Source organism: Aeromonas sp. S41-2 (assembly GCF_027705845.1).
GTDB lineage: Bacteria > Pseudomonadota > Gammaproteobacteria > Enterobacterales > Aeromonadaceae > Aeromonas > Aeromonas hydrophila.
Genome location: NZ_JAPDCG010000003.1, coordinates 513,407 through 532,130, shown reverse-complemented (window position 1 = coordinate 532,130; position 18,724 = coordinate 513,407). Strand labels below are relative to the sequence as shown.

The following is an 18,724-nucleotide window of genomic DNA, read 5'->3' as shown; positions in this document are numbered from 1 at the left end:
TCGGAATAGTCATGCAATATAGTTGCCGCCTTTTTCACGGGGTACGGATTTCTAGCCCCTCCCATATTGCGCGCAGTATGAATACGGACGCTCTGCCGCCGCCTAATTAAACAGGATTGAGATGGACAAGAAACTGGGGCTTGGTGCCCTCATCTCGCTGGTGATCGGCTCCATGGTCGGTGCCGGAGTCTTCAGTCTGCCGCAAAACATTGCCGCTCATGCCAGTGCCGGGGCCGTCGCGCTGGGATGGGCCATCACCGGTATCGGCATGATCTGCCTCGCGCTGGTGTATCAGAACCTCTCCATGCGTCGCCCGGATCTCGATGGCGGCATCTTCAGCTATGCCAAGGCCGGTTTCGGCGATTTCATCGGCTTCAACGCCGCCTGGGGCTATTGGCTTTGTCAGCTGCTGGCCAACGTCTCCTACGCCATCGTGGTGTTCAGTGCGCTGAGCTACTTCTTCGACACGCCGGACAAGGTCATCTTCGGTGACGGCAACACGCCGGTGGCCATCACCCTGGCGTCCATCCTGATCTGGTCGGTGCACGCTCTGGTGCTGCGCGGCATTCAGGTGGCGGCGCTGGTGAACATCGTCACCACCATCGCCAAGATGGTACCGCTCATCGTGTTCTGCGTGGCCATCCTGCTCGCCTTCAACATGGATACCTTCACCCTGGATATCTGGGGTCAGGGCACCCCTGAGCTGGGCTCGGTGATGGATCAGGTCAAGTCCACCATGAAGGTGACGCTCTGGGTCTTCATCGGCATCGAGGGGGCCGTGGTGGTCTCCGCCCGTGCCCGCCATCGCAAGGACGTGGGCCGTGCCACCGTGCTGGCGCTGCTGGGGGCCCTGGCGCTCTACGTGATGGTGACCCTGTTCTCGCTGGGGGTCATGAACCAGCCGCAACTGGCGGCCCTCAAGAACCCCTCCACCGCCATGATCCTGGAAGCCGTGGTCGGCCCCTGGGGCGCCTGGCTCATCAACATCGGCCTGGTGATCTCGGTGATGGGGGCCCTGCTGAGCTGGACCGTGCTGGCGGCGGAAGTGCCCTACATCGCGGGCAAGACCGGTGTGTTCCCTGGCTGGTTTGCCAAGGAGAACAAGAACGGCTCGCCGCAGGTGTCGCTCTGGTGCTCCACCTGCCTGGTGCAGACCTTCCTCATCATCATCTACTTCCAGAGCAGCACCTATCTGGCGCTGGTCAACATCGCCACCTCGGCGGCGCTGGTGCCCTACGTCTTCTCCGGTGCCTACGGGCTGAAGCTGGCGCTGAAAGGGGAGACCTACGCGGGTCAACCTCATCAGCGCAAGCGTGACCTGTTCCTGGCACTGGTGGCCACCGGCTACGGCTGCTGGCTGGTCTATGCCGCCGGGGTCGAGTACCTGCTGCTGGTGGCGCTGCTCTACAGCCCCGGCATCTTCATCTACTGGAAGGCGCGCCAGCACCACGGGCTGCGCGGCCTCAACCGGCTGGAGCAGGGGATGACGGCGGCCCTGCTCGGTTGCGCGGTGCTGGCCTTCTACAAGGTGATGGACGGTACCATTCCCTTGAGTTAACCGGCACAATAAAGAGATGGCCCAAGGGCCATCTCTTTTTTTATGTGCAGCGCGCTTTTGTTCGCTGCACCGCCTCGGAAGGAATTTTTATGCTGTTTATGGGTTATCTGCTGCTGGGGGCGTTCGCCGGCATGCTGGCGGGATTGTTCGGCATCGGCGGCGGTCTCATCATAGTGCCCGTGCTGGTGCTGAGCTTTCACGCCCAGGGCGTTGCGCCCGACATCATTACCCATCTGGCACTCGGCACCTCGCTGCCCACCATGATCTTCACTGGCTTCAGCTCGCTGCGTGCCCACCAGGAGGCCGGTGCGGTCGACTGGGTGATGATCCGCCGGCTCGGTGCCGGCATGCTGGTCGGGGCCTGGCTCGGCGGCATGACCGCCAACCTGCTCAGTGCCAGCACCCTCAACATCATCATCGGCTGCTTCGCCTGGACCATGGCGCTGCAGATGGGGCTCAACCTCAAGCCTAAGGCGGAGCGTCATCTGCCGGGGGCGCTTGGCACCAGCATCGCCGGCACTGTCATCGGCTGGATGTCAGCCCTGTTCGGTATCGGTGGCGGCTCGCTGACCGTGCCTTATCTGAGCTGGAACAGCGTGCCGATGCGCAACGCCGTGGCGGCCTCCGCCGCCTGCAGCATGCCCATCGCACTGGCGGGCAGCCTCAGCTACCTCTACGCCGGCTGGAACAATCCCGACCTGCCAGAGTGGAGCCTGGGGTTCATCTACCTGCCGGCGCTGCTCGGCATCGTGCTCACCAGTACCCAGTTTGCCCGGGTCGGGGCCAAGCTGGCGCACCGGCTCTCTCCCCAGCGGCTCAAGCAGGCGTTCGCCCTGCTGATGCTGCTGGTGGGTGCCAAATTCATGCTGTTTAGCTGAACCCTTGGCCAGATTGTTGAAAAATAAGGCGAACAGCACAAGCGAGGGCAGAAAGCCGTTGCATTGAGAGGCCAGTTTGCCTATTCTCCTCGCCGGTGGTCCTATTGGTCCTCTCGCATTGATAACCCGTCGACCTGGTCAGGACCGGAAGGTAGCAGCCAAGGCGGGGGACTCGAGTGCCGGGATGTGGCTGGTAGGGCCACCACTTGTTTCTGCAATTCAATAAGTTAGCTTCCTAAAGCCCTTGGTCATCCACTTTGTGTGGACGACGAGGAGCTCATCGATGAATCTCTGGCTCAGTCCCCACGGCATCTGGTATTACCGGAAAGTCACCACGCTCCCCTGTGGTCGTCGTAAAGAGATCAAAAAATCCCTGCATACCCGAGACAAACTTTGTGCACGTAACAAGGTGGCCAAGCTGCTTGCCTGTGTGCGTTCCAGACCGAAATCTGGCGTTGAGCCTGCTGAGGCATCAGAGACCCCACCAAATCAATCGAGCACCAAGCCGGTAGCTCGGGCGGTTAAACCGCTTGCTCCGCTCCTGTCAGTCCTGAGTGACCGCTATCAGAAGGAGAAGGCCCTATCCTGGGCTCCCAAAGAGCGAAAGAACCAGAAAAACTATCTCGGCTCCTTTATCGAGGCACTGGGGGATCGCCCTGTGACCGGCTACAGCAAGGCTGACGTGGTCATGTTCAAGGATGGGTTACTGAACTCGGGTAAGAGTCCGGCCACCATCAACAAGTACCTCCAGAAGCTCTCCCTGTTGTTTAGCTGGCTGGCTAACCATCAGGAGGGGATCGTCAACCATTTCGCAGGGCTCAAGTTGCAACGGGTCAAAGAGACCAAGGCCAGAAGTGGTTACACGATGGAGGAGAGGCAGAGGTTCGTCCAATGGGCGAAAAGGCAGGAGCCCTATCGCCGCTGGATAGCCCTGTTGGGGCTCTACACGGGGGCTCGGGCTAACGAGATCTGCCAGCTCTATGCCGATGATGTTGTGCTGGTGGATAACATCTGGTGTATCAAAGTGCAGGCTGGTAGACCCGACCAGAAGCTCAAGACAGACAACAGCAAGCGGCTCATTCCGATCCATTCGGCGGTGCTGGAGGCTGGCTTCCTGGCGTTTGTGCAAGAGAGGGTGGGGGGAAGGCTCTTCGTCGAACTGCCTCATCGCCAAGACGGCTACAGCCACCTTTGGGGGCAGTGGTTCAGCCGCAACCGGCCGGTGCCTAAAGATTTCCACAGTTTGAGACATACGGTAGCGACAATTCTGAAAGATAAAGGTATTCCTCTTCAATTTGCTGCCGCGATCTTGGGTCATACCAACGGAGCGATCAGTTATGACCGATATGGTGGTGGGGTAGCAGTTGAGAAGTTACAAGCCGCTATCGAAGCTGCACTATGAACGCGTTACATTGGTGAACATCTAGTAGGTACTTCAACTCAAATAGCCACTATTAGCTGGATGCTAATGAGCACAAGGAAGAGCTCCGTTGGAACACAATAGGCCTGATACGGCACAATCTGATTTGAATGACTTGAAAGAGCAAATTGCGTTGGAGTACGGGCGATGTCTCCTCCAGCTACAGCAGTTTGAATTGATGCTCAAAGCAGCCCTGCCCACTATGAAGGTGAGCGGATTTTCGGATGAGCTGGTTGGCAACATTGAACGCTATCGCCAGTTTTTAGTTGGAAAGACGCTGGGGCATTTGGTTGGTCAGTGGAGCCAGAGAATTACGCTGGGCGATGAGCAAGAAATTGATGATGCCCTACACAACCGAGCGTACATCAGCATCAGCGTTGGTCTGGAAGACGGGGAATGGATGAGCGAAAAGCTCAAACAATTGGTCGAGTTGCGAAATGAGCTGGTGCATCATTTCCTGTCACGCTTTACGTTGAACTCGGAGGCCAGTTGCCAAGAGGCAATCAGTTATCTGTCTACTGCAGCAAGCACCATCAAGAGCAATAGGGATACGATACAATCCCTCCTGATCGCTTTTGAAGAAAGTAAGAAGAGACTGCTTGAATTTATTAACTCACCTGTCGGAGAGAGTCTCTATTTGTACGGCATCATCCCGGGTGAACCTGTCGAGAATTGGGAAAATACCACCATTATCCAACAGCTGAAATTTGCAGAGCATTCCTTAGCCAAGAACGGCTGGGTACAGTTAAACGAAGCCATTTATAGCATTGGTCAACGGTGGCCAGACTTATCTCCCAAGCTGTACGGATGTAGTAGTTGGCGGGAGGTCATTCATTGTTCCCAGCTCTTCGAAGTAGACAAGCGGCTATCTCCCACAGGTGGAGTGACTTGGTATCGCACACGCCGAACCTAAATTGATACAGCAATGATGGTTTAGCAAGCATCATTCCATCGATACAGATTTCCACAGCTTACGTTATGACGTTGAAGGAGCACAGAGTACCGCCTCAGTATGGGGTAGTGATGTGTGCCATAACCGACAACGAAAAGGGGCCCGCAGGCCCCGAAAATGTTACTGATTTGATGCAAGACGGAGCGTGGGGGATGCACTTGGATAAGCATCAAATGCATCATCCCGTAACACAATCCCAATAATTGCAGCCTTGTTACGGTGGCGTGTTGCTTCGAACCCCTTATCCACAAGTTTTTTCTTGAGGATGATTTTACTCATGGTCCACTCTCCGTTCTGCTGAGCCCAGCGGCTAAAAGCAGCGTAGATCTCGTCCATGGTGCATTTGTAGTTACTGCTTGGCTGAGTGCACTCTTCCAAAAAGCTTCCCACTAGATCGGATTCGGCACGGTAGCTCTCGACATCGGCCTTGATGCTTGCTGGCATCGACCGTTTCAGCCCTTGTGCCAACCACATCTGGGTGCCTTGGATGGCCCAGTTCAAGATACCTGGCAGTTCATCCTGAAGCTTCTGCATCAAGTATGGGTCTAATTGCTCTCCCGTAAACGCTGCATTGAAGGGGATCATCATCATCCGTCGCCACATGCCGGGACTGGTATCCCGGATCAAAGGCTTGTGGTTCCCCACCATTGCAAGTGAGAAGCGGGGACGGAACTCCATCTCGCTCTTGGCATAAGGGGCCCGAGCGACAATTATGTCGTCACCCGTCATGGCTTTCACTAGGTTCTCATCCATGCGAGAGCCCTCTGGTAGCTCATTAGCTACTACCAGTCGGGCGTCCACCAGCTTGGTCAACGATGGGTTCGGGCCGGTACTGGCATTTCGGTTAAACAGCAAGACGTTACTGTTGATCTGCCGACTATAGTCCCCGAGCAGTTGCTGGATGACCGACATGAAGGTGCTCTTACCATTACAGCCATTACCATAGAGGAAGAACAACAATTGCTCGTCGGTACGGCCTGTTATCCAGTAGCCCACACAGCGTTGCAGGAAGGTGGCCAGTTCGGTATCTCCACAGGTGATTTCACTGATGAATTGCTCCCAGCGTGGGCAAGTGGCCCCCGAGATATAGACAGCAGGGCTGGCACTGGTCAGTAAATGGGCTCGACGAGCAGCAAGGAAACATCCAGAGTTCAGATCGATAACCCCGTTACCGACACCAAGTAGCATGGGGTTGGCGTTGAGCTCGGCGAGTTTTATCTGCAGCATCGGTTTGGCTAACTCCAGCATGTTCTGGATGCTCGCCCGACTGAGGCAACGGGTGCCATAGCTGCGAACCATCTTGCCCCATTCCATGGCCTTCTCGTCATCCTTCTCTTTGGCAGTATCGAGTAGCTGCTTTGCAATCTGGTGGAGTTCTTCTCCTACTTGTTTGGCCATGAGCAAAGGGGTTTGGTTGTCCAGTTCCCAGTAGGTCCCATTGAAACAGAGGAAACTGCCAAACTCGGGCACATACTTGAGGTCATGGCCGCATAGTTCAACAAGCCGTTCAGCGTTTCGGCTGTCGTGGAACTCGACTGCCAAGATGGACTGACGTGGGACAATTGTGACGGATTCTGGTTGCAGATCATCATCTTGTGTACCCGTGGCTTCAACTACAAGTTCTCTCAGAGTAAATGCTGCTACCAGCTCCTGCAGAGGGAGTGGATTGTCGCCGTGCAGATACTCGTCTATGTCCTTCACACTATCTGGCAGTTTGACCTGAGTCAGTTTGAGGCCGAGCCGAGCCACCTTGGTGCGGTACTTGTCGCCAGCTTCGTCAGTGTCGAAGAAGGTCATGACATCTCGGTCGGCCAGTTCACGTCCAAGCCACTCCAACTGGGCTTGTGACAGTGTCCCGATGGTTGCTAGTGCGGGACCTGGCCAACCGGCATCCACCAGCGACAGCCGGTCATTCTCTCCCTCGACCAGGGCGACAGGGCCGGGGGCATTTAGACTCTCTTCCCCGTAGAACTGAACCCCGTTAAGCCAGTTGCGGCTCGGCAGTTGGAACTGGTGCTGCTTGTTTGGGTCCTTGAAGGTGAAGCGACTGACTTGTCCGTTGCGGTCGAAGTGCGGGAACACATAGACACCGCTCGGAAAGAAGTCATGAAGTTGGTCAGGGGCATTCTTGCGGGGCTTGACCAGACCGGATGCCAGCCGTTCTTCTTGGGAAAAGCCTGCATCCCGCAACGCTTTGTTCAGGCCACCGGAGAAACCGATGTCCAGCCCTACTAGCACCTCCTCAGAATGGCCACGGAGTTCCACCAGCTCCTCAATGTCCAGACGAGTTTGATAGTGGCGGGCAGCCAGATTGAATAGCTCCTGCAGGCGAGCTGGTGGAGCTGTGTAGACCGGTTGTTCCAAAGGTACGACCTTGGGTGTAGTGGGACTAGCCTCCAGTTCTCCCAGTAGCAGCAGGCGAGCAGCATCGTAGACATTTGGGGCTTGCTTGTATTTGACGATGAGGTCGAGGACATCACCATTCTCTTCACAGCTAAAACAGTGAAAGCTATTTGTTTCAGGATATAAGGTGAAACAATCGTTATGTCCGCACAGTGGGCAACTGCGATCATCCAGTCGATAGATCTCACCAAGTTGTTCTACGTCTTGCCCTGTAAGGGCTGAAGTGACATCAAGAATAGAGAATTTAGCCTTGATATCGGCAAGTTCGAAGTTGAGCGGGTAGCCAGCTTCGGCCAAAGCGAACTCGAGATCGCAATTTGTATGTTGAGACATGATTTCTCTCCAGTTTGACAATCAATTAATAACTCATTGTTTGACTGGCTAGATCTGCCATCTCAAAGGCTGATCGGCGGTCCGTCTACGTTCGAACAAAGGGTTGCCAGATGCTGAGGTAGTGACCACCAGGAATCCATCATGGGAGCTGGCTTCATGGCCACGGGGACGTAAATTACCCAACACAAGGTCGAAATATACTCAGGGATGGATACACAACAAGAGTGAAAGCATTGCTTTTGCTGCCTTTATACTGTTTTTGAGATCAAACATCCGAAACGGAGGGTTTGCAATTTGAGGTGAGATTTGATAATCCTAGCCTTCTTCGCTCGGCTTCAAAAAAGCTGCATATACAAAAACGAGATGCAGCGTTCTAGTTAGGGTAAGGGTTTAGCCGTAGAAGCCCCTCAACTTACACCTATGAGTCCCTTCTTCTTTTTCCATGTATTCGACACTTTCACCTTGCCAAAGCGAGATGTAAGCCATCGGGTTTACGTGCCATTTTTTGAGCATATTTCATAACTTTTTCATGTGGTTAACTAAATGAAAGGTTCTCTTAATTAGCCCGAAAATTGGCAGAAAGTACGTCTTTTTAGGCTGATTTCGCTTTGTTAATAGGGATGTAAGCCAGCACAAAATCGGCGTGTCAGTATGAAAATACGGCAGGGTATTCGGTTTGGTGGCCAAAGTGGGGAAGAAAGGGTTGAGGATAACGGTTGGGATCACGCCCATAGCCAGTCCCCTGTGGTAAACTGCCCGCATTTCCGTTTGGTCCTGAATATGCCTCGGCAGTTCCCCATGTTTTGAGAATCCCAATGACCACTAATATCTCTTCCCTGGCTAGCCTGATCTGGTCGGTTGCCGACCTGCTTCGCGGTGATTTCAAACAGTCCCAGTATGGCCGCATCATCCTGCCCTTTACCGTACTGCGTCGTCTTGAGTGTGTGCTGGCACCAAGCAAGGCCCAGGTGCTTGCCATGGTGGATACCACCAAAGCCATGCCGGAGCTGGCCAAAGAGAAGCTGCTGCTCAATGCCAGCGGCCACGCCTTCTACAACAGTTCGCCGCTGGAACTGGCCAAGCTGGGTGAAACCCATGTGGGCGATAACCTGGATGCCTACGTGCGAGCATTCTCCAAGGATGCCCGTGAGATCTTCGAGCACTTCAATTTCGATGCCAGCATCAACTTGTTGGAAGATGCCGACCTGCTCTACAAGGTGGTTCGCTCCTTTGCCAACGTGGATCTCTCCCCGGAAGCGGTAGACAACTACCACATGGGTCTGGTGTTTGAAGAGCTGATCCGCCGTTTTGCGGAAAGCTCCAACGAGACAGCCGGTGAACACTTTACCCCTCGCGATATCGTGCGGCTCACCACTTCCCTGGTGTTTGCAGGTGATGACGAGGCGCTCGGCAAGCCGGGCATTGTGCGTTCCATCTATGACCCCACCGCGGGGACTGGTGGCTTTCTCTCTTGCGGCATGGAGTATCTGCACGAGCTGAATCCCGCCGCACGGCTGGCCACCTTTGGTCAGGAGCTCAACCCCGAGTCCTACGCCATTTGTAAGGCCGACATGCTGATCAAGGGGCAGGAGATAAGTAACATCAAGCTGGGCAATACCCTCTCTGATGACCAGCTGCCCTTCAAGACCTTTGATTACTGCCTCTCTAACCCGCCATTCGGGGTGGACTGGAAAAAGGTCGAAAAACAGGTGCGGGATGAAGCGACCAAGCTGGGCTTTAACGGCCGCTTTGGCCCAGGCTTGCCACGGGTATCTGACGGCTCCTTACTGTTCCTGATGCACCTTATCGCCAAGATGCAGCAACCCACGGCCGAGTGTACGGGTTCCAAGATCGGGATTATCCTCAACGGCTCACCGCTCTTTACCGGTGGGGCAGGCAGTGGCGAGAGCGAGATCCGTCGTTATATCCTCGAGCACGACCTACTGGATGCGTTGGTGGCCCTGCCCACCGATATGTTCTACAACACCGGCATTGCCACCTATATCTGGGTACTCTCCAACCACAAACCGGCCGAGCGTAAGGGCAAGGTGCTGCTGATCAACGCCAGCGATATGCACAGTCCTATGCGTAAATCGTTGGGTTCCAAGCGCAAACAGCTGAGCGATGAGGCGTTAAGCGAGATCGTCAGCCTCTATAGCCGCTACGAAGAGAGCCCGATCGCCAAGATCTTCCCCACCACTGCCTTTGGCTATCGCCGTCTGACTATCGAGCGACCGCTGAAACTGGCGTTCTATCCGCAGGATGCCGAGCGCCTTGCCAGCCTCACCGCCGATAAGGGATGGGCCAAGCTCGATGACTCCTTGCAGTCCGCCATACAGGCTGCCCTGGGCCAGTTCCCTGAGGCCAAGTTGCTCTCCCGCGACAAATTCAAAAAGCAGCTGACCAAGCTGCTGGGTGAGGTCAAGCTGCCTGCCCCGGCCTTTAAGCTGCTGGTGAGCCATCTAGCTGAGCAGGATGACGCCGCAGAAGTGTGTAAAAGCAAAGGCGAGCCTGAAGCCAACCCGGATCTGCGGGATAACGAAAATGTGCCGCTGGGGGAAGACATTTACGAATATCTGCAGCGTGAGGTGCTGCCCCATGTGCCGGATGCTTGGATCGATACCAGCAAAACCGACCCGCTCGATGGTCAGGTAGGCATCGTTGGCTACGAGATCCCCTTTAACCGCCACTTCTACCAGTACCAGCCGCCCCGCGAGCTGGCAGCTATCGACGCTGATCTGGACGCGGTAGCCAAGGAGATTATGCAACTGCTGGCGGAGGTGCATTCATGAGCGAAGTCGTTGCTACTGCTCAGCAAGGGCTGGCAGGTAAATATCACCCCTATCCGGAATATAAGGATTCGGGAGTGGAGTGGTTGGGGGATATGCCAAGTCATTGGCTAACGAGCAAATTGCGCTATATGTTCACGTTTGGTAAAGGGCTGACTATTACCAAAGAGAATCTTCGTGATGAAGGTATTCCTTGCGTTAACTATGGCGAAGTACATTCGAAATACGGTTTCGAAGTGGACCCAACAAAGCATCCTTTGAGGTGTGTTGAAGAAGATTATTTAAAAACATCATCCAGCTCAGTGCTGAATGTCGGTGACTTTGTCTTTGCCGATACATCCGAAGATATCGATGGGTCTGGTAATTTCACTCAGCTAACAGGCGACGTTGTAACATTCGCTGGCTATCACACCATTATCGTTCGTCCAATTGATAAAGGTAGTCATCGTTTTTTTGCATATCTTTTTGACTCAAAAGAATTTCGCACAGCTATTCGTCATGCAGTGAAAGGCGTCAAAGTTTTCAGTATCACCCAAGCGATTCTTCGAGGGGCTGATATTTGGCTTCCATCACAAGACGAAAGACAACGGATAGCCGCTTTCCTCGACTACGAAACCGCCCGAATTGATCGGCTGATTGCCCAGCAGCAGCGGCTGATCGAACTGCTGAAAGAGAAGCGGCAGGCGGTGATTTCCCACGCCGTCACCAAGGGACTGAACCCCGATGCCCCCATGAAAGACTCCGGCATCGAGTGGCTTGGTCAAGTTCCCGAACATTGGCAGTGTGTACCATTTGGTTTGTTGGTATCACGTGCTGATTTGGGTGGAAACTATCTTGGTGGGCAAGAGGAAAACGGAATCCCATTTTTAAAAATGGGTAATTTAGGTCGAGGCTGTATTGTTCTTGATAAATTAGAGTGTTTAGAAGAAGGCTCTAGTTTTGACGACGCTCATCGACTAAGCATGGGCGATTTTTTATTTAATACTAGAAACAGTTTAGACCTTGTTGGGAAAGTAGCTGTTTGGCATGATGAGCTTGAATTTTCTCTGTATAATTCAAATTTATTGAGAGTGAGATTTAAAAAAGATTTTGTCTCTAGTCCAGATTTCATGGGGTTTGTATTTAATTCCTCAGGTGCATTAGGATGGCTTGCCCTTCTTGCAAAGGGAACAACGAGTGTAGCTGCAATATATTATAAAGACTTACGTTCGATGGTAGTCCCTATTCCTCCAGTAGATGAGCAAAATGCAATCTCGTCATTTATTTCAAAGTGTTTAAATCGACTGGATATTCTTGAGAAAAAAGCAATTCAATCAATAAATCTGATGAATGAGCGCCGTACAGCCCTGATTTCTGCCGCCGTCACCGGCAAGATCGATCTGCGTGGCTGGACACCGCCAGCAGAAGAGGCTGCAGCATGAGTTCAATGCCGCAAATCGAGGCGACTGATGCGATTGCTTCAACCTGCAATGACGCACAGTACCGCTGGCTAACTGAGCTGATCTTCGATAGCAAGGAGCTCGATAAGCTGGGGGGGATGGTCTCCGAGTTCAACCTGTTTGAAGCGATGGGGATGGTGCGTCAGGAGATCCGCCACTCCCATTTTCTCGGCACCCTCTTTAATCCCCGTGAGCCCCATGGTTTGGGCTCTCGCTTCTTTGAGTCGCTGCTTTCAAGGTTGCTCTATGACTTGCCGGATCGGCGTAGTGGCGAAGTCTCTCTGCTCGATATCGATCTCTGCGATTACGACGACCTGCAGGTATTTCGTGAGCAAGATCGTATCGATCTGCTGCTGGTGAGCGAGCAAAACCGCCAGGTCTTTGTTATCGAGAACAAGATTGATGCCGGTGAGCACGGCAATCAGCTGGAACGGTATGAGCAGGCCGTAAATCGCCGCTACCCCGAGCACCGCAAGGTCTTTGTCTTCTTGACCCTCGATGGCAGCGAGGCCAGTCGCGATGGCTGGTTAAACCTGAGCTATGCCCAGGTAATTGAATGCCTGAGCGAACTGGTCACCGATTATGGCCACCAGATCCCGCCATCAGCCCGTATCGGCATTGAGCACTACATCACCCTATTCAAGCGATATTTTATGGAAGATACCGAGATTGCGGAGCTCTGCCGCCGCATTTACAAGAAGCACCAGAAAGCCCTGGATCTGATTTTTGAGCACAGACCTGCTGATGGCGATGGCCGGACCGAGCGCCGGGATTGGGCGAAGGATGTTATCGCTCTTGTCGCAGAGCAGCACGGTTGGGAGATCGATAGTGAGACAAGAACAATGGTTCGCTACGCCCATTTACCGTGGGATGACGGGAAGGGGATGCGTTCTTCAAACTGGACCAAAAGTGGCCGCGTTGTACTGTTTGAAATCCAAAGCAATACCGACAAGCTGGAGCTGAAACTGCTGATTGGCCCTAGCAGCGATGCTTCATTGCGTGACCATCTGTTTAGCCGTGTGGAGCAAAGTGGTGTTGCAGCGCTGTCGACACGAAAACTGCGGCAAAGCCCACAATGGAGCCAAGTCTACTCATTGCGTTTGCTCGATAAAAAACACACTGTCGATGAGCCTGACGAAGAGGCGTGCAAAAAACAGATCGACAAGAAGCTACAGCATTTCTGGTCACACGACTGGCCCTTGCTGAAAGTGACCATGGACAAGGCGATTGAGACGTTGCCGTGATGGACATACGAGTTGATTAGTTGAGTAGAGAGGGATGCAATGATACGGGAGCTGGTTTGCAATCAATGCCAACAGGTAGTTCGTGAGGATGAGCTGTTTGTCCACTTGGTGACCAAACACAATTGGAAAGCCGCTCGTCGAGAGCTTTCTCCCAGTCATAACGAACCAATACCACTCACCACTCGTGAGCCGCGGACGTTTGCCCCCCGATTAGGGCCGATGAAACCCAGCATTAGCTCTGCTGCGTTTGTTCCGAAAAAGTGTAAGTTTTGCCAAAGACCGGTAGATCCCGCCCAGTTAGTGCAGCATCTAGTGGAGTGCGAAAAGAACCAAAAGGCGAAAGCAGCAGCGAGAAAAAGCAAGAGTTTGGCACCTATTGCGAATGACCGAATGCTTTGCCCGCACTGCAAAACTGAGGTCGGCAAAAAGAACCTCAACAAACATATCAAAAAGATGCATCCCTCTATCGCAACCCAAAGTCAGAAAGAGGTGGCAGCCCCTTCGTTGTCCCAGGCTGCACCGGGCCAATGTATCTGTCCTTACTGCAAAGTCAGCGTTGGTAAAAAGAAATACAAACAGCATCTGGAACAACGCTGCCCGAAAAGGCCTGTGGGTGCATCAGGTGTGAAGCTGCCAAATACCTGTCACGATCCCGATATTGCCGCTTATTTGGCACGTACCGCTGCACCTGAAGAGATCGGCCGATTTGGTAAACCACAAGCCAAAATTCGGCACGGCACTTATGGTTTGTCAAACATGGAATACGACGCTTGGGGAAGGAACGATTAAGCGATATTGGTTGACCATCTTTATTTATGACTGGAATAACAATGGATAACAAAGCACGGGAAAAGGCGTTTCAAGACCATATTATCGAGCAGCTGGCTGCTTCGGGCTGGCTGGTGGGTGAGTCGTCTCACTACGACAAAGAGCGAGCACTCTATCCGGAAGACTTGATCGCCTTTGTGCAAGAGAGCCAGCCGGAGGGGTGGCAGAAGTTCAGCAAGTTCTATGACGAACAGCCGGAACGCCACCTGCTGGATGGTGCGGTACGTCAGTTGAAACGCAGTGAAGGGGGAACCCTGTGGTTGCTGCGTAACCAGATTGAAGATCGCGGCCATCGACTCAAGGTCGCCAGCTTCAAGCCTGATCATGACTTGAATCCAGAACTGCTGGCTCGCTATCAAGCCAACCGGCTGCGGGTGGTGCCCGAGTTGGTTTATAGCCCCCATGGCTATGATGGCCGTATCGATCTGACCCTCTTTTTGAACGGCATCCCGGTAGCGACACTGGAGCTCAAATCTTGCTTCAAGCAGTCGCTGGAGAATGCCAAGAAACAGTATCGGGAAGATCGTCTGCCCAAGACCAATGGGCGTGATGAGCCACTACTGAGTTTTCGCCGCGGGGCGCTGGTGCACTTTGCAGTGAATCAGTTCGAGGTGGCGATGACCACTAAACTGGCGGGCGACTCGACTTTCTTCCTGCCATTCAACCAGGGCACCCGTGAGGGTGGGGCGGGCAATGATCAGCCCTTGCCAGTGAATGGTGAGGAGGGCATTGCTACCGGTTATCTGTGGCAAGAGATCCTGCAACCGGATAACTTCCTGCGGATACTGAGTCGCTATCTGCACCTTGAGGTCAAGGTGGAAGAGGATGAGCTGGGGCGGCAGAAGAAGAAAGAGACGATGATCTTCCCTCGCTATCACCAGTGGAAAGTGGTTCAGAATTTGTTGGCCACGGTGGGACAGGAGGGGGCTGGTCAGAAGTACCTTATCCAGCACTCGGCAGGGTCTGGCAAATCCAACTCGATTGCCTGGCTGACCCATCAGCTGGCCTCGCTCTACCTGGATAAAGGGAAGAAGTTGTTCAATTCGGTGATTGTGATTACCGATAGAACGGTGCTCGACAGCCAGTTGCAAGAGACTATTGCCCAGTTTGACCATGCTGATGGGGTGGTGAGTCGCATCAACCGGGAAGAGGGAGATGGCTCCAAGTCGGCACAACTGACCGAGGCACTGGCCAGTGGCACGCCCATCATCATCGTCACCATTCAAACCTTCCCGCACGTACTCAAGGCCATTCAGGAATCAACCACACTGAAAGGCTCTCGCTTTGCGGTGGTTGCCGATGAGGCGCATTCAAGCCAGACCGGCAGCACGGCTCGTCAGTTGCGTGAAGTCTTGATGGCCGAGCAGCTGGATGGGGAAGAGGAACTCAGCGGAGAAGATGTGATGAACATGACGCTGGCCGCTCGTGGCGGCAGCCAGAACATCAGCTATTTCGCCTTTACGGCAACCCCGAAGGGTAAAACGCTGGAGCTGTTTGGCCGCCCAGTGAACCCGGCGATGCCGCTTGGCCCGGATAACAAGCCCAAGCCATTTCATGTTTACTCCATGCGTCAAGCTATCGAGGAGGGTTTTATCCTCGATGTGCTAAAGAACTACACCAACTATTCGCTTGCCTACAAACTTGCCATGAAGGCAGAGGAGGCGGATAAGGAAGTGGATGCCAAGAAGGCTCGCATCCGGCTATCCAAGTGGGTGCGGCTACACCCGCACAATATCGGCCAGAAAGTGGCGATCATCGTTGAGCATTTCCGCACCAACGTGGCCAATCTCCTTGGAGGGCAGGCCAAGGCGATGGTTGTGACGTCGAGTCGGCTGGAGGCGGTTCGCTACAAGCTGGCGTTCGACAAGTATGTAACAGAGCAAGGCTATGGTGCTATTCGTGCCATGGTGGCGTTCTCTGGCGACATCGAAGAGGAAGGGCAGAGCTTTAACGAGCGGAACATGAACCCCGAGCTTAATGGGCGGGACATGCGTAAGGCATTCGATACCCAGGACTATCAGGTGATGCTGGTGGCCAACAAGTTTCAGACCGGTTTCGATCAGCCCAAGCTGTGTGCCATGTATGTGGACAAGAAGCTGACAGGAGTGGATTGCATCCAGACCCTTTCTCGCCTCAACCGCACCTATCCCGGCAAGGAGAGCACCTTTGTGCTCGATTTTGTGAATGATCCGCAGGATGTGCTGGAGGAGTTCCAAAAATATTTTGAGACAGCCACCCTCGATACCGTATCCGATCCCAATCTGGTCTATGACCTGTTCCACAAGCTGAAAGCGACGGGTATCTTTACCTGGAGCGAGGTGGGGGCGTTTAGTGATGCCTATTTCGATCCCAAGCGTGGGGCCGAAGCCTTGCCTGGTTATATCAAACCGGCTGTCGAACGGTTCACCAAGCGTTACAAACTGGCCAGTGAGGCTGTGCGGGAGTGTCGCCAGATGCTTAAACGCATCGAGCGGGAAGGTGGGTCTGCGACTGACAAGGTAAATGCCGAACGTCGGGTCAAAGAAGCGACCGAAGCCAGGGGTGAGCTAGACCTATTCAAGAAAGATCTCAACAGCTATGTGCGGTTCTATGAGTTTGTCTCCCAGATCACCGCCTTTGATGATGAATCATTGGAACGGCTCTGCGTGTTCGCCCGCCACCTGCTGCCGATGCTGCGTCAGGAGGTACTGGAGGAGGACGAGATTGACCTCTCCCAAGTGTTGCTGAGCCATTACAACCTCAAGGCCAAACGAACTCAGGATCTCAAGCTCAAAGCTGACGCAAGCGGCAATGGCTTGCAGGGCATCTCGGCACTCGGCAGTGCCAAAGCAAAAGAGGAGAAGAAAGACTTCCTCTCTCACATCCTGGAGCAATTGAACGATCTGTTTGGTACAGAGGTGACTGATGGGGACAAGCTGGATTGGCTACAGGGGATGGCCAGCAAGATTGCGGAAAACCAGCCCTTGATGGATCAGGTGCGAAATAACCCCCGCGACGCCATCATGCTGGGTGACTATCCCAAGGCGGTTGATGCGGCCGTGATCGAGCGGATGGATATCCAAAACGGCATGTCGCTGGACTACCTCTCTCGACCCGAGGCGGCCAACCGTATCCAGAGCCTACTCCTGGATATCTTGCTCAAAGGCTTGCAGGGGGGATTGAGCCATCAGAATTAAGTTGGGTTAATTGGCACCATTGTTCCCCAGCCTAATAACAGGAGGGGGAAGAGGTGATTATGGTCAACTGCCGATTTTGAGGCATATCTATGAACTTTTCTTATCATCGGTAGCATAGAAAAGATCGTATTAATGCATAGAAATCGGCAGATTAATTACCTCGCTTGGTGTTGTAATCGGTTGGGTAATCTTAACTGTTGAATGAACAAGGGGTCCCGAAGGACCCCTTGGGGTTATAGCAAGCAGCTCAAGTAATTTAGCGCGATCTGACGCAATGAAAGATAGTATCTGCAACGCATCTCAATACCGGTAATGGAGCCATATCGGTAGCCATCGTATTCTGGGCAACACCGCCATCAACACCATAAAAGTCCATGATTTCATGGATTTTGGCAATCTGCTGCGGTGTTACGTTTAATTCACCGAATAGACGGCCCTGAATCGGATTTTCATCACAAGGTACAATCCACAATGCTTGTGTGCCAGCATGGTCACAATCTGAAAAAAGAATATTCAGCTTGTGTTGGCCGGGCAAACTTTGCGCCAGTGTGCGACTCATTAACAAATAGCTGCTGTGTGCTTCGTGTTGATAACGCATAGGTGTTTCCTCATGGTTGGTTTCGTTTGGCTTATATCGATTGCCGTAAGTCGAATGTGTTGCCAAACACCATGTGGATTAAACAGATCCCTGTTTTACCTGGAATTATCAACCCAAGTAATTAATAACATTGCTTGAGGTATATTGACAAGAGGGTGCTGGGTGAGTCATCACTGGGCTTATACCTGAATGTCCAGTATTTAATTTATCAATAATGCGGAGTGTTCTTGGCATAAGTAACTCGTGTATCCAAACGACGCGAGGTTACTGTTATGACACACCACTATGATGATCACCCCGGACAGGGCGATCACATCATTAATCAAGCTTTGGCCATTCTGGAGAGCCGACAGCGGCATCTGGGCCATGCCTTCACTCAGCCCAAAGCGGCAGCAGACTTCCTTCGGCTCAAGATGGGTGAATACGAGCGGGAAGTGTTCGCCGTCATGCTGCTCGACAATCAGCATCGGCTACTCGATTACCAAGAGCTGTTCTTCGGCACAATCAATGCTGGCACCGTTCACCCCCGTGAGGTGGTCAAGGCGGCTCTCAACAAAAACGCCGCAGCGGTCATTCTGGCCCATAACCATCCCTCTGGTATGGTCGATCCCTCGGATGCCGACAAGGCTGTCACAGCTCGTCTCAAGGAGTTGCTCGAGATGGTTGACGTGCGAGTGCTCGACCACTTTGTGGTGGGACAGCACGACATCGTCTCGTTTGCCGATAGGGGGCTGCTATGACCCCATCCAAACAGCTACAGGCTCTGTTCGACAAGATCATCGGCAGCTACCCCGATGCCACTGCCCTGACCCTCAACTTCCGAAGTCCCGATTATTCCGCCGACACTGGTGGATACCGTCCGGTCGAAATTCGTCTGGAGAAACGGGCTGGGAGTTGGGGGCTCCTCTATGTGACGGAGTTCTGCTATGTCACCGATGAGCTGACTAAGTCGCTGGATTTCGACTTCGCCGCTGGGGTGTTCTACGACCCCTGGTGTGGAGAACGGCCGTTGGCCACAACCATGGACCTCTACCGGCTCTGGGAGAGGAACTTTCTCACCTATTACCGGATGGAGGTTTACCACTTGGATATTTCCCAAGAGTGAC

The 18,724-nt window shown here is 53.4% G+C and carries 13 protein-coding genes and 1 other RNA gene; 12 read left to right on the top strand and 2 right to left on the bottom strand.

Annotated features, from left to right (window positions below; genetic code table 11):
* Window positions 1-121: 121 nt before the first annotated feature.
* The 5 genes from arcD (at window position 122) to OKC44_RS10330 (ending at window position 4,769) form a co-directional block, all read left to right on the top strand.
* Window positions 122-1,558 carry an arginine-ornithine antiporter gene (gene arcD, locus OKC44_RS10350; protein WP_065477310.1) on the top strand — a complete coding sequence of 479 codons (1,437 nt, stop codon included), beginning with the start codon at window positions 122-124 and terminating at the stop codon, window positions 1,556-1,558.
* Between the two features lie 89 nt (window positions 1,559-1,647).
* Window positions 1,648-2,436, top strand: a complete 789-nt coding sequence (locus tag OKC44_RS10345; protein WP_043161742.1) for a sulfite exporter TauE/SafE family protein — start codon at window positions 1,648-1,650, stop codon at window positions 2,434-2,436.
* 102 nt (window positions 2,437-2,538) lie between these two features.
* Window positions 2,539-2,635: signal recognition particle sRNA small type (gene ffs, locus OKC44_RS10340), an RNA gene on the top strand.
* 84 nt (window positions 2,636-2,719) lie between these two features.
* Window positions 2,720-3,838, top strand: coding sequence for a site-specific integrase (locus OKC44_RS10335; RefSeq protein WP_139735070.1), 1,119 nt, complete (start codon window positions 2,720-2,722; stop codon window positions 3,836-3,838).
* Window positions 3,839-3,926: 88 nt separating this feature from the next.
* Window positions 3,927-4,769 (top strand): OST-HTH/LOTUS domain-containing protein, encoded by an 843-nt coding sequence (locus OKC44_RS10330; RefSeq protein ID WP_119197683.1) that lies wholly within the window; start codon window positions 3,927-3,929, stop codon window positions 4,767-4,769.
* 159 nt (window positions 4,770-4,928) lie between these two features.
* On the opposite strand, the gene OKC44_RS10325 is transcribed toward OKC44_RS10330, so the two are convergent.
* On the bottom strand, window positions 4,929-7,544 hold the full coding sequence (locus tag OKC44_RS10325) for a phage/plasmid primase, P4 family (RefSeq protein WP_119197682.1): 2,616 nt from the start codon (window positions 7,542-7,544) through the stop codon (window positions 4,929-4,931).
* An 815-nt stretch (window positions 7,545-8,359) separates the two neighbouring features.
* Between OKC44_RS10325 and OKC44_RS10320 the strand changes: the two genes are divergently transcribed.
* The 5 genes from OKC44_RS10320 (at window position 8,360) to OKC44_RS10300 (ending at window position 17,020) form a co-directional block, all read left to right on the top strand.
* Window positions 8,360-10,336, top strand: coding sequence for an HsdM family class I SAM-dependent methyltransferase (locus OKC44_RS10320; protein WP_119197681.1), 1,977 nt, complete (start codon window positions 8,360-8,362; stop codon window positions 10,334-10,336).
* Window positions 10,333-11,754, top strand: coding sequence for a restriction endonuclease subunit S (locus tag OKC44_RS10315; RefSeq protein WP_119197680.1), 1,422 nt, complete (start codon window positions 10,333-10,335; stop codon window positions 11,752-11,754). Before OKC44_RS10320 ends, OKC44_RS10315 begins: the two co-directional genes overlap by 4 nt.
* A complete protein-coding gene (locus tag OKC44_RS10310; RefSeq protein ID WP_266140819.1) occupies window positions 11,751-13,016 on the top strand; it encodes a PDDEXK-like family protein in 1,266 nt (421 codons plus the stop codon). Before OKC44_RS10315 ends, OKC44_RS10310 begins: the two co-directional genes overlap by 4 nt.
* Before the next feature lie 219 nt (window positions 13,017-13,235).
* Window positions 13,236-13,805: a hypothetical protein gene (locus tag OKC44_RS10305; protein WP_141116490.1), complete on the top strand. Its 570-nt coding sequence runs from the start codon at window positions 13,236-13,238 to the stop codon at window positions 13,803-13,805.
* A gap of 41 nt (window positions 13,806-13,846) precedes the next feature.
* A complete protein-coding gene (locus OKC44_RS10300; protein WP_119197678.1) occupies window positions 13,847-17,020 on the top strand; it encodes a type I restriction endonuclease subunit R in 3,174 nt (1,057 codons plus the stop codon).
* A 256-nt stretch (window positions 17,021-17,276) separates the two neighbouring features.
* On the opposite strand, the gene OKC44_RS10295 is transcribed toward OKC44_RS10300, so the two are convergent.
* Window positions 17,277-17,618 carry a hypothetical protein gene (locus OKC44_RS10295; protein WP_141116491.1) on the bottom strand — a complete coding sequence of 114 codons (342 nt, stop codon included), beginning with the start codon at window positions 17,616-17,618 and terminating at the stop codon, window positions 17,277-17,279.
* A 272-nt stretch (window positions 17,619-17,890) separates the two neighbouring features.
* Here OKC44_RS10295 and radC point away from each other — a divergent pair, with 272 nt between their 5' ends.
* Both radC and OKC44_RS10285 read left to right on the top strand, forming a co-directional pair.
* Window positions 17,891-18,358 carry a RadC family protein gene (radC, locus tag OKC44_RS10290; protein ID WP_073350485.1) on the top strand — a complete coding sequence of 156 codons (468 nt, stop codon included), beginning with the start codon at window positions 17,891-17,893 and terminating at the stop codon, window positions 18,356-18,358.
* Window positions 18,355-18,723 carry a DUF2787 family protein gene (locus OKC44_RS10285; RefSeq protein WP_119197676.1) on the top strand — a complete coding sequence of 123 codons (369 nt, stop codon included), beginning with the start codon at window positions 18,355-18,357 and terminating at the stop codon, window positions 18,721-18,723. Before radC ends, OKC44_RS10285 begins: the two co-directional genes overlap by 4 nt.
* Window position 18,724: the final 1 nt, after the last annotated feature.